10 protein-coding genes and 1 pseudogene are annotated in these 10,911 nt (G+C 58.6%); 6 read left to right on the top strand and 5 right to left on the bottom strand.

Annotation, left to right across the window (positions count from 1 at the left end):
* The first annotated feature begins 50 nt into the window (after positions 1–50).
* The 5 genes from GOB81_RS17515 (at position 51) to GOB81_RS13310 (ending at position 3,782) form a co-directional block, all read left to right on the top strand.
* The gene (locus GOB81_RS17515) at positions 51–332 is read left to right on the top strand and encodes a hypothetical protein (RefSeq protein WP_198912121.1); all 282 of its coding nucleotides are present in this window, start codon (positions 51–53) and stop codon (positions 330–332) included.
* A gap of 17 nt (positions 333–349) precedes the next feature.
* On the top strand, positions 350–682 hold the full coding sequence (locus GOB81_RS17510; RefSeq protein ID WP_338421367.1) for an efflux RND transporter permease subunit: 333 nt from the start codon (positions 350–352) through the stop codon (positions 680–682).
* A gap of 32 nt (positions 683–714) precedes the next feature.
* The gene (locus tag GOB81_RS13320) at positions 715–1,302 is read left to right on the top strand and encodes a PadR family transcriptional regulator (RefSeq protein ID WP_173570919.1); all 588 of its coding nucleotides are present in this window, start codon (positions 715–717) and stop codon (positions 1,300–1,302) included.
* Positions 1,303–1,390: 88 nt separating this feature from the next.
* Positions 1,391–2,176, top strand: coding sequence for a siderophore-interacting protein (locus GOB81_RS13315; protein ID WP_173570918.1), 786 nt, complete (start codon positions 1,391–1,393; stop codon positions 2,174–2,176).
* A gap of 88 nt (positions 2,177–2,264) precedes the next feature.
* On the top strand, positions 2,265–3,782 hold the full coding sequence (locus GOB81_RS13310; protein WP_173570917.1) for a DHA2 family efflux MFS transporter permease subunit: 1,518 nt from the start codon (positions 2,265–2,267) through the stop codon (positions 3,780–3,782).
* Between the two features lie 282 nt (positions 3,783–4,064).
* On the opposite strand, the pseudogene GOB81_RS13305 reads toward GOB81_RS13310, so the two are convergent.
* Positions 4,065–4,854: pseudogene (locus tag GOB81_RS13305) on the bottom strand (IS5 family transposase).
* A gap of 335 nt (positions 4,855–5,189) precedes the next feature.
* Here GOB81_RS13305 and GOB81_RS13300 point away from each other — a divergent pair.
* The gene (locus tag GOB81_RS13300; RefSeq protein WP_173570916.1) at positions 5,190–6,548 is read left to right on the top strand and encodes a lipopolysaccharide biosynthesis protein; all 1,359 of its coding nucleotides are present in this window, start codon (positions 5,190–5,192) and stop codon (positions 6,546–6,548) included.
* Here the strand turns inward: GOB81_RS13300 and GOB81_RS13295 are convergent.
* The 4 genes from GOB81_RS13295 to GOB81_RS13280 all read right to left on the bottom strand — a co-directional run bounded on the left by GOB81_RS13295 (position 6,507) and on the right by GOB81_RS13280 (position 10,600).
* Complete coding sequence (locus GOB81_RS13295) at positions 6,507–7,490, bottom strand: glycosyltransferase (RefSeq protein WP_173570915.1); 984 nt, start codon at positions 7,488–7,490, stop codon at positions 6,507–6,509. The two genes, GOB81_RS13300 and GOB81_RS13295, sit on opposite strands and share 42 nt — an antisense overlap.
* Before the next feature lie 112 nt (positions 7,491–7,602).
* Positions 7,603–8,613, bottom strand: coding sequence for an ELM1/GtrOC1 family putative glycosyltransferase (locus tag GOB81_RS13290; RefSeq protein WP_338421366.1), 1,011 nt, complete (start codon positions 8,611–8,613; stop codon positions 7,603–7,605).
* Positions 8,614–8,682: 69 nt separating this feature from the next.
* Positions 8,683–9,618 carry a hypothetical protein gene (locus GOB81_RS13285; protein WP_173570914.1) on the bottom strand — a complete coding sequence of 312 codons (936 nt, stop codon included), beginning with the start codon at positions 9,616–9,618 and terminating at the stop codon, positions 8,683–8,685.
* Positions 9,611–10,600, bottom strand: a complete 990-nt coding sequence (locus GOB81_RS13280) for a metallophosphoesterase family protein (protein ID WP_173570913.1) — start codon at positions 10,598–10,600, stop codon at positions 9,611–9,613. The genes GOB81_RS13285 and GOB81_RS13280 overlap by 8 nt, the downstream gene beginning before the upstream one ends.
* Positions 10,601–10,911: the final 311 nt, after the last annotated feature.

Here is a 10,911-nt window from a genome sequence, read left to right as displayed (position 1 = left end):
GCCTTTATCTATCGTAAGGGATGGCTGCCTTTCGCAGGCATAGGCTGTCATTGAGCAGGAACGGGCAGGCCCTGCATCTGGCGGACACGATCAGCGGGGAAGTGGAGAGCCACGAAGGCGATCTGGGTAAGAGAAACCGTGACAGCGAGATTCTGATCCTTGGTTCTGTTCTCGCGGTCTATCTGACTCTGGGCGGGCTCTATGAAAGCGTTTTCCATCTGCTGAGTATTTCCTTTGCGGGGATTGGTGCTGTGAGGGCACTCGATCTGTCCGGACTGCCGTTCTCGGACATGGCTGTGAGCGCCATGTTGCGGCTGACCGGGTCTCGCTGAAGAACGCCATCCTGCTGGTGGATTTTGCCATCCATGCCGAGCGGGAGCGGGGACTGTCCTCGAAGGATGCCATCTGCGAAGCCTGTCTGCTGCGGCTGCGACCTATCGTCATAACCACCTTTGCTGCCGCCATCGGTGTGCTGCCGCTCGTGCTGATGGGCGGTTACGGCATGGAACTGCATCAGCCGCTCGGCATAGCCCTGATTGGAGGGCTGTCAGTCAGTCAGGGCCAGACCATGTTCACAACACCCGCACTTTATCTGCTCGTGGCGTCAATGGCAGGACGGTTGCGTAAGCTACGCAGAACTGCGCAACGGGAAGCACAAAAAACAGATCCCGATATATCTTGACATACGATATATCGGGACTTATATCGGCAATCATGAAACACAGAAACAGACACGAAGGCGGTCACGACCGTCAGGTTTTCTCTCCCGAAGGTCTCTCAGGCTTCTCTGGGTCCGACCATCACCATGGTCGGGGCGGCGGACGACGCGGGGGCCGCAACAGGCTCTTCGACTATGGCGAGATGCGCCTCCTGGTCCTCAGCCTGATTTCCGAAAAGCCAACCTATGGCTATGAACTGATCAAGACCATCGAGGAAAAATTTGGTGGCAGTTACACGCCAAGCCCCGGCGTGATCTATCCGACGCTCACCTGGCTGGATGAGGCGGGTTATATCCGACCGGCTGAGGAAGAAGGCCGCAAGAGCTATCACATGACGCCCGAAGGCGAGGTATTCCTGACCACGAACCGTGCTGGGCTGGATGAGATCCTCTCCCGTGCCGCGACGTCTCAACCCGAAGGACGGGGCGGACGTCGGAATATCCCGGTGCCTGTGATGCGCGCGATGGAAAATCTCAAGACCTCGCTGCGCCTCCGCCTGCGCAATGGCGGTCTTGACGCACAGGCCGAAGAGAAGATTGCAGCCCTGCTGGACGAGGCGGCCCGCGCGGTCGGGCAGGTCTGAATCCGGCAACCGAACAGGTGCCTGCAAGCATAGTTCCGTGCTGGATGACAAAATCTCGGCTGCTCCCGACCTTCAGGAGGAATTCCGCATGAAAACTCTCAGTTCTTTCTTTGGTCGCAGTGACGCGCCCGAAATCCGTCGTGTCCGCCACGAACTGCACCGACGCAGTCTGGATGTAGCGGCGGTGGAGCGCCTGACGCCACATATGATCCGCGTGACCCTTACGGGCGCGGAACTGTCCGGTTTTGTCAGCGCCTCCCCTGATGATCACATCAAGATTTTCATTCCCGGTCTGGACGGCTCACTGGTGCGCCGGGACTACACGCCTCGTCGCTATGATCCGAAGACGGGAACGCTGGTTCTGGATTTCGTGAACCACCATGGCGGTCCTGCTGCTGCATGGGCGCGGGCTGCCAAAGTGGGCGACCGGCTGGATATAGGCGGCCCCAAGGGCTCCCAGATCATCTCCGGTGAGGTGGCTCACTGGCTATTGATCGGTGACGAAACTGCCCTGCCAGCCATCGGACGCCGTGTGGAAGAACTTCCCGCACAGGCGCTCGTCACAACCGTGGTGGCCGTGCCGGGTGCAGGGGACGAACAGGTGTTCGCGACGTCCGCGAAGCATGACGCGCACTGGGTCCATCGTTCCATGAATGAGGCCGATCAGGCGCAGGGCATTATTGGCACGCTCGCCGGTCTGGAGATACCGGAGCATACGTTCGTCTGGGTGGGCGCCGAGGCCCGCGTGGCGAAGGCGGTGCGTCAATATCTGCTTGATGAACGCAGCGTTCCAGCCCCGTGGATCAAGGCGTCCGGTTACTGGGTCAAGGGGCAGGCGGACGCGTCCGTCAAGGACGTCGACGCGCAGCATTGACCGGAGGCGTGAGCAGCGGGGATACCGTCTGTTCTTCCTTCTCGTCAGTGATGACGTGACCCGTTTCTGACAGTGTAGGACACCCCTAGTGCAGCCTTCCTCCACGGCAGAGATCGTTTCTGCCTATTCTCCGACGACCCGCCTTCTCGTTTTCATCGGCCTCATCCTGACCATGATCATGGGGGCGCTCGATCAGAGCATTGTCTCGACCGCGCTGCCTACCATCGTGAGCGATCTTGGCGGTCTGGCGCACATGTCTTGGGTGGTCACAGCATTCATGCTGACCTCGACCATCGCCACCCCCCTGTATGGCAAGCTGTCCGATATGTTCGGCAGGAGGCCGCTGCTTGCATTCAGCATCGGTGCTTTCCTGTTCGCCTCGCTCCTGTGCGGGATGGCCCAGAGCATGTGGGAACTGATCCTCTTTCGGGGGCTTCAGGGTATCGGGGCAGGCGGGCTGATGACGCTGTCGCAGACAGTGATCGGCGATATGGTGACACCGCAGCAGCGGGGGCGTTATCAGGGCCTTTTCACGGGTGCTTTTGCGGTCAGCAGCGTGACGGGACCGTTCCTGGGCGGTGTGCTGACAAGTGCCCTGTCATGGCGGTGGGTGTTTCTCGTCAATCTGCCGGTCGGGCTTTTTGCCCTTGCGTTGATCATGCTGAGTCTGCCAGCAGGCGGGGCCGAGGCGAAACCCCGGATCGACTACTGGGGCGCAGCGCTTCTCAGCGTGGCGACGGCCGGTTTCCTGCTTCTGTTCAATTCGGTCGGCACATCCCTGGCCTGGACATCCCCGCTGACGTTCCTTCTGCTTGGCGCCAGTATGGCCGTTTTCCTGCTGTTCATCCGGCAGGAGCGGCACGCGCCGGAGCCTCTGATCAGTCTTGGCCTTTTGCGGATTGCGGATTTTTCCGTGTGCGTTGCAGCAACGGGCATCATGTCGTTTGCCATGATGGGGTCGATGATTTTCCTGCCTCTGTATTACCAGCTTGTTCTTGAAGAGACCCCGGCGACTTCTGGTCTGATGATGCTGCCGCAGGTTGGCACGATGATGATCAGCTCGGTGCTGGGCGGGTATATCTCGTCAAAAACGCAGCGTTATGAGCTTCTGCTGGTCATAGGCGTGGGCATCGAGTTTTCGGCGCTGACAATGATCGCGCTCTGCGCGCATCACGGCGCACCCGCCTTGTACTTTCTTGTCAGTCTGGGGTGCCTCGGGATGGGAATGGGTATCGCCATGCCCAACGCCACAGTGATCATCCAGAACTCTGTGCCGGCGCACATGCTGGGCATCGCCACGGCGATGATGTCCTTCATCCGCTCGCTGGGCGGGTCGCTCGGGGTGGCGCTCTCCGGGGGCGTGATGGCGCTGACATTGCAGAACGGCCTGCGTGCGCTGCCGGAGAAGATCGACGTGTCCACGTTGCTGGAACAGGGAATGATTGCCGTGCAGAGACTTTCGCCTACCATGCACGGAGAGGTCACCGAGGCTTACAAGGGCGCGATCAGCGCCAGCCTGAGTGTGAGCAGTAGTTTCATGTTCCTCGCCTTCCTGATGATCGTGGGCCTGATGATACGAAAGTCACGCTCAGGAAAGGCAGGGTGAAGGGTCTTCGCCGGGGAAAGTTTGAATACTCATTATTCAGAATTTCTCTGGAGTATTCTCCTATGCACATCAAACGTGTTGCATGACTTCTCTCTGTGAATACGGGAGGGTCCCATTGCGACCTGCATGCTGGTGATTCACTGGTATGGCATGGGATTTTTGCCAAGGGCATATCAAGTTTTAATGGGTTTTTCTGCCTTACCGCAGGTTTGAGGCCACCGTATAGTATTTGTTGGTCGGATTGGACGTGCTGAACTGTGCTCAAAGTTCTTTCCAAACCAATTATATAAGCACTCGGAAGCAGATGAGGGAGCATACGATCACAGGGTAAATGCGAGATGGATGTCATCTCTACGTTCGTAGCGGACGGTGAGACGCCGGAAACGTGAGATCCATGCGAAGGTGCATTCGACGACCCAGCGATGCTTTCCGAGATGAGTGCTGCTTTCGATGCCTTTTCAGGCGATCCTGTGCCTGATCCCGCGACTGGAAGCATGCCAGCCAGCAGCGTCGATAGTCATGGCCCTTGTCGGCGTGGAGCTTTCCGGGAACGGTGGCGCGGTCGTCCTTTCTTCTCCCGGATGGAAGGCCGCGCATCCAGGAGGGGCTCAAACATCCGGCTGTCATGGACATTGGCACCGGACAGAAGGGCAGTCAGCGGAATACCCTGTCGCTCCGTGACGCTTCGTGCCCGGTCTTCCACGATATGTGGGGTTTGGGTCTATCGTTCACTCCCCTTTTGGCCTGAGTGGACGCGCTGTCCATGCAGGCCCGGCTTCAGTCCAGTCAACCGCCCTTGATGCAGGCGGGGCAGTCACTCACGATGCAAACCGTCCAACACTCCGGTCCTCTGGCAGTCCCGCAGACGCCGCCAGTAATCCACGCCCGAGCCGCATCCCTTTTCGCGCGGCAGCATCTCCCTTGGAATGCCCGTCAGAAGAACGAATAGTATCCCCGTCAACGTCGAGCGGTCGGAAACACGCGGGCGCCTGCCTTTCAGGCGCACAGGAATCGCAAGCAGGTGCGGTTCAATAACCGCCCATAATTCAGCGGAAATAAGAGGTGAGGCCATGAAGCCTCATCCTTCCTTCAAGACCAGAGTCCAACGGAGGGCAAAGGCGTTTTAAACCGCCAGAGCTGTTCTCTAGAACCGCAACCATCCCTGATGGCCCGGGAGGAGGGTGTGAGTGCCGGCAGGTCGCAGCTCTGTTGAGCCCGCGCCTTCCTCCGAAGTGCAACGCGCAACAGACTGCAACCAGAGGTTACTCAATAACTCAGCGTTTTCCTTGACAAAAGGAGCCCGTCAGGCAACAGCAAGGCCTCCCATGCCTGCTTGGCAGTCCTTACTCTGTATCCCCCCGGCAGGGATGGCCGCCACTCGAAATACCCGGTGATCAGAAAGCCTGTATGTCCGGCAACCGCTCCGTCTTTCGCTCCATATTCCATAATGTCGGTGTACTGACGCTCGGACGTATCCTCAGCGCGCTGTGCAGCTTCGTGCATGTGGCTTTTGCCGTGCGGGCTCTGGGGCTGGCGGATTTCGGCCTGCTTATCCTCATCCATTCTCTCGCCATGACAGGCTCGACCCTGTCCCGGTTGCAGACCTGGCAGACACTGATCCGTTTCGGCAGTGACGCCTTCTTCAGCCGGAACGTAACGCAACTGAGGAACGTCGCATCCTTTTGCATCCGGCTGGATGCTCTGTCGGCGGTGGCGGCGTTGGTGTTCAGTCTTGTCGCGGTGCAGATCTACGCAGCCAGCACGCACTGGTCAGCGCATGAACGCATGCTGGCCGATCTTTATGCGTGTATTGCCCCGTTCATGTACACGGGCTGGTGCCACGGTATTCTCCGCATGGCCGGACGGTTTCATCTCGTGCCCATCACGGACGGTTTCACCGCGCTCGCCAAGATGATCGGCGTCCTGATCGCCTATGCCCTCCACCTTTCCCTCGGCTGGTTCCTGATCATCTGGGCCATCGCCATCCTGTTCGATTACGCGCTCTATACCGGCTTTGCCCTCTCCATTCTCAAAAGCCGTTGTGATTTCAGTTACTTCCGCGCTTTCCGCGACTGGCGATGGTTTGAAGCAGGGATGTGGTCCTTCACCAGAGACGTCAGCGCCAACCAGACACTGGCTGGCGTCTCGACCCATCTGGCGACTCTTCTTGTGGGGAAAGGGCTGGGGTCTGCCGAAGCCGCAGTGTTCCGCGTCTGTCGCCAGATTGCGTCGGGGATTGTGACACCCGCGCAGCTGATTTCACCGGTCCTTTATCCCGAACTGGTGAAGATGCGGGATCGTCAGGACTGGGCTGGCTTGAAAAAAGTCACACTGCGCATCTTCGCGATTCTTATCGCCATATCCTCCGTGCTTCTTCTTCTGACCGGCACGGTCGGCTCCAGAATTTTCCGTTATCTGCTGGACGTGCATGTTCCCCACACGTCGTTCTACATCACGGTCATGCTGCTGGCGGCGATCTTCAGCCTCCTTATCGTGCCGCTGGAGCCATTGCTGATCGTGGTTGGTCACCTCCGGCTTCTGGTGAAGGCGCGGATCCTTGTGACACTTCTTTATTTTCCGGCGCTCTATCTGCTCACGCTGCACTTTCACCTGACGGGCGCGTGCATCGCTACGGCAGGGGCCAGTGTGTCAATCTTTCTCGCCTGCCTTGTCGGTACGCTCCTCTTCGCCCGCAATATCCGTGCTCAGAAGGGCGTGGATCCTTCAGGACAGACCGGCGCGGATGGCGCGGCTGATCAGTCGTAACCGGCGGACAAAAGCAGGCGCTGAGTGGAGGCGGAGCAACATGGCCAGCAGGTTCGGCAGAATAACCTTCACCAGAAAATAAAGCACCATGTTGGTTCCATAGAGGAGCCGGGACCGTGATAGGGGCTTTTCCAGCCAGATCCTGTTGCGGATTGAACAGAAAACCCGGCGTTCCTCTGTGGCGGGGTCAAGCCAGGGATGAATGACGTCCTTGTTCGATCGCCAGGAGAGGTCGATATCATGAAGCTGACTCTTCGGAGAAAGCCAGATATGGCCACCAGAAGCTGGAATCTGCGCCGAAAAGGCATAATCATCGAAATACAGGTGATAATGACGGGGGGGCAGCGCAATGCGGTCGAGCCATGACCGTGCGAACCACAGGCCGCCATAGGCTGCCACCCCCAGTTGAATGCAGCCCTGTTCAACCCGGGCACGTCGTTTTCCGCCGTTCCAGAGATGAGCCAGATTGAAATCGAAGAAGGCATTGGGTTCGACCCAGTGCAGGGTCTTTCGTGCCAGCACCTTGCGATACTGGTTTTTATCCACGCGCATGCTCATCATGGCGTTGCTTTCGTCCGCGCCAAGTTGACGCCATTTGTCGAGCAGAATTGTGAGAGCGCTGGCTTCGGGAACCGTGTCGTCATCCAGAACCCAGAGAAAGCGCATATCGCGAAGCCCGGCGGCGTAGGCTAGGCCGGCATGAAATCCGCCTGCGGAGCCTTCGTTGTCCGCAAGGGTCACAATGTGCAGAACATCCGCGCCCAGTTCACGCCGGAGGGCCGCCAGCGCCGTCTTCGATGTGGCTGGTGTGCCATTATCAACAACGACTGCCCGGCACGCACCACAACGAAGGGCTGCTTTCACCACTTCGGCAAGCAGATAGACACGTTCCCCATAGGTGACGGTTACGACGCAGGTGGGATTTTCCAGCATGAAGGACATCAGGTGCTCTCGTGACCTCAATCAATGAACCGGCCAATATGATTCGCGTCAGTGTGCGGTTATTTTTGCACGAAACGTGTGGTGCAACTTAGGGGGCAAAGATCCATGCCTTTCAGGTTCGCCCTTCGCGCCTCGCAAAAACGGCCATCGTCCTGTCACGGCAGTCCAGAAGTTCCTTGTCTCGTGCATCATGCCGCATGTGCCAGTGAGGGTTCTGCAATCCCTGTTCTGTAAGAGGCCTTATGAGACCTTTCTGCGCAAGCATTCTGTACCATCGCAGGAAGTCCGTCCCGCCTGCCAGCCATCCCCGACGGATCAGTGTGTGGCGGATTTCTGGTGACAGCCGGTCTGCCATTATTTTCAGGCGCTGAATGGGTGGATATTTGGGAGGCAGTGGATAGATCCATGTGGGGTTTCCACTCCGCCACGCATCCGCGACAAGAGAGGCGCTGTCGGCTGTCACGACAAGCCGTCCTTTCTTTTGCAGGATCTTGTGCAACGGGTCACGATTAATGACCTGTGGTGAAAAAATATAGCGTTTTTCAAGAAGGTCCACGAGGGTATCAGGCGTTCGGGGGCCGGGAACCACATGCAGGCTTTGCCCGGTGCCGCCCGCAAGTCGTTCCGCCCGGTTCAGCAAATCCGTGAGGTCATGCGGGGTGAAACTGAAATGTCGGGTGGGGCCCCCAAGAAGAACCGAGACCGTACCGTGTTCCGCTCCCGAAAGAGGCTTCACGACAGTATGCGCTGCATCAGCCCCGTTAAGGGGCATCTGAAGCTGCATGACGTTCGGTTCGGAGGGAAAATCATCCTGCGGCATCAGAATGATCAGATCCAGTTGCGAAGGCGGCACGAGCCGCGGGCGGCCAAGCTGCACGAGGGCAGGGCGGTCACCAAAGATTTTCTTCAGTTGAATGGCCTGTGCCAGCCCGCGACCAAAGGAAAGGATCAGGGCCGGTTCGACCTCCGGCAGCGTATCCCCAATCGTCAGGTTCCAGTGAAGACCGCATGCCTGCGCCAGTGCTTCACACTGACGCATTTCTCCCTTGCGACCCGTATCGACGATAAGGATACCAGAAGGGTGTGTTCTCTCTTTCCACTCTTCCTGAACGGCAAGATTCACGAACAGATGCGCCTCGTTCTGTCATCTTTGCCGAAAGAATCAGGGATCGGCGCACGGCCTGTCTCTGGACTATAGATAGACAATATTTTTCACCGCCGGGACATGGTGCCATATGAGCGAACTATAGAGCTGCTGATAGGCATTTTCCATCACATGATCTGGGCAGATCTCGGCCTCGCGCTGGCGGGTGCGCGGGCAGGACTGCCAGTGGATGACGCGGGCCGAGGGCGGAATCATGGCGGGAATCCGGCTCGCGGAGGCATGGCTGAACAGACGTCCTGCCGATCCCGAGGAAAATGTGCACATCATTTCAGGAGGTTCCACGACGACTTCCGGGTCGGTGCACGCATCCAGAAGTCTGCGCAGGAGGGTATCGGCATCACTGACGGTGCCAGCGCGCTCCGAGATCAGGGAGCGCAGCCACAAGGCCAGAAAAGGGGCTTTAGGCACTGCGCCGAAAACGGAACTGATGGCTGCGAATGGAGGCACCGGTCTCTTGCCATGCGCGACGCGCTGGTGGCGCAGACGCCGGGTCAGTCCGGTCAGGACTCTTTCGGGAAAGGCGAATGCGTTGCGGCGTGGGAATATGAAACGCGATCCGAAAAAGACCTGCCGGGTCATCCCCTCAGGCAGTGGCCCGACCATCAGGGTTTCCGGCGCAAGATAGATTCCCCCAAGCTGGTAGATGAGGGCTGCGTGAACGATGCATTCCCGGACAGTCCGGTCTGCGGAAAGCCGGTAGAGGTGGGGGAGGGAGGCAATGTCGAGTTCAGCCCCCACCTGCCTCAGATATTTTTCTACATCCAGCGCCCGGAGTGTCACCGACGCCAGAGAGCGCAGGAACGCAATCTGGGGTGTTTCGGGAAGCGGACTGGCATGATGAAGGAAGACGTTTGTCATGCCCACCCGCGTGGCGGAGGCAATCGCAAACGCATGCGACCATGAAATTGTCTGGCCCAGTGTGATGAAATGGGCGACAGGCGGAATGGACAGGGGCTCAGGCATTGGTCACGGCTTCCATTCTGGAGTTGCCGGCACGCAGTCCGAGGCGCAACCCGTCATGACGGGGGAGCCGGGCCGGAATGTTGTCAGGGACGACGGGTTTCGGGCGTAGCCAGCAGATACAGCCGGCATCCTGAAATGTACCTTCGGCGGTGATGCGTCGGCGGGTGAGTTCGATCCGCCAGTAATCTCTTTCATTTGCAATCGTGAAAGCATTCCACCCGGCCTCGGATTCTTCCTTTTCCGAGCGCAGGGAGGCGGAAGGAGAACCGATGAGCGGAATGGTCGTCCCCGGAACGGTATGTGTCGCTGCGCAATGGGCGTGCCCGTGCAGCACCAGTTCAGCACCGGCGCTTTGCAGCACCTCGGCGACACGTCGCCAGCCCAGAAGGGATTTTCTCCAGGCCACCATGCCCGGAATGACGGGATGATGGATCAGCACGATGCGGCACGAATCCCGTGTGGCTTCGAGTACGCGCTGCAATCTCTCAAGCTGTCCGGTCCCCACCCTGCCGCACGCCATGAAAGGGGGGCTGGCGATCGCGCTGCATACACCGATGATGGCGAGATGCCCCACCTGTCTGACAAACGGAAAATCATTGATATGCGGCGCTGACCATCGGGACCACGCGGCGAGCGCCTGCGACCGCGCGCCCCAACTCATCGCATCGTGATTGCCCGGCACCACAACAGTGGGGGCTGGCATCTTTTGCAACCAGGCGGCACCGTTTGCGAATTCCTTTGGAAGACCGAAATTTGTCAGGTCTCCGGTGTCGGCAATGATGTCCGGTGCGAAACCGGCGAGATCGGTCACAACCGCGTCAGCGGTTTCCCGGCGGTAGAAACGGGCGCGGCGGCGACGCCATGACATGACGCTCAGCCCCCGCTTTCCCAACATTGCATGCGGAGGGATGTGAAACTCAGGAGGCAGGTGTACATCTGAAAGATGAGCAAAGCGCTGGCTATGCAAGAGAGAGTTCGTCATCAGCGTCACATCTCCTGACCAGTTTCCATCTGGCGAAGCCAACCAGCAGCTCCGGAAACAACGCATCGCGCTGTATGGATTCCAATGTGGACCGCGCTTCGTGAAGGGAGCATGGCTGTAGCTCTTACAGAGACGCGACCGGGTCTATTAAGTTTCTTCCAGCCGTTTGGTTGCGGCCTGCGTGGCTGTCGAATTCGCTCAACCATGAGCCATCTGCGCATGCATAGCGATATCGAAATCATAAGCCTATGGAGGGCAAACATATGTAAGGAAAACTTCACATCCACTACATGTTACGCCACGCTGGCATC

Origin of the sequence: Acetobacter conturbans (assembly GCF_011516755.1) — a bacterium.
Classification (GTDB): domain Bacteria; phylum Pseudomonadota; class Alphaproteobacteria; order Acetobacterales; family Acetobacteraceae; genus Acetobacter; species Acetobacter conturbans.
This window is presented reverse-complemented; position numbering and strand designations above follow the sequence as displayed.

What these genes read in the sequence shown, in the direction of transcription:
- GOB81_RS13280 (WP_173570913.1), bottom strand. Translation starts at nt 10,600, where the DNA reads ATGACGAACTCTCTCTTGCATAGCCAGCGCTTTGCTCATCTTTCAGAT.
- GOB81_RS13320 (WP_173570919.1), top strand. Translation starts at nt 715, where the DNA reads ATGAAACACAGAAACAGACACGAAGGCGGTCACGACCGTCAGGTTTTC.
- GOB81_RS13295 (WP_173570915.1), bottom strand. Translation starts at nt 7,490, where the DNA reads ATGTCCTTCATGCTGGAAAATCCCACCTGCGTCGTAACCGTCACCTAT.
- GOB81_RS13300 (WP_173570916.1), top strand. Translation starts at nt 5,190, where the DNA reads ATGTCCGGCAACCGCTCCGTCTTTCGCTCCATATTCCATAATGTCGGT.
- GOB81_RS13315 (WP_173570918.1), top strand. Translation starts at nt 1,391, where the DNA reads ATGAAAACTCTCAGTTCTTTCTTTGGTCGCAGTGACGCGCCCGAAATC.
- GOB81_RS13285 (WP_173570914.1), bottom strand. Translation starts at nt 9,618, where the DNA reads ATGCCTGAGCCCCTGTCCATTCCGCCTGTCGCCCATTTCATCACACTG.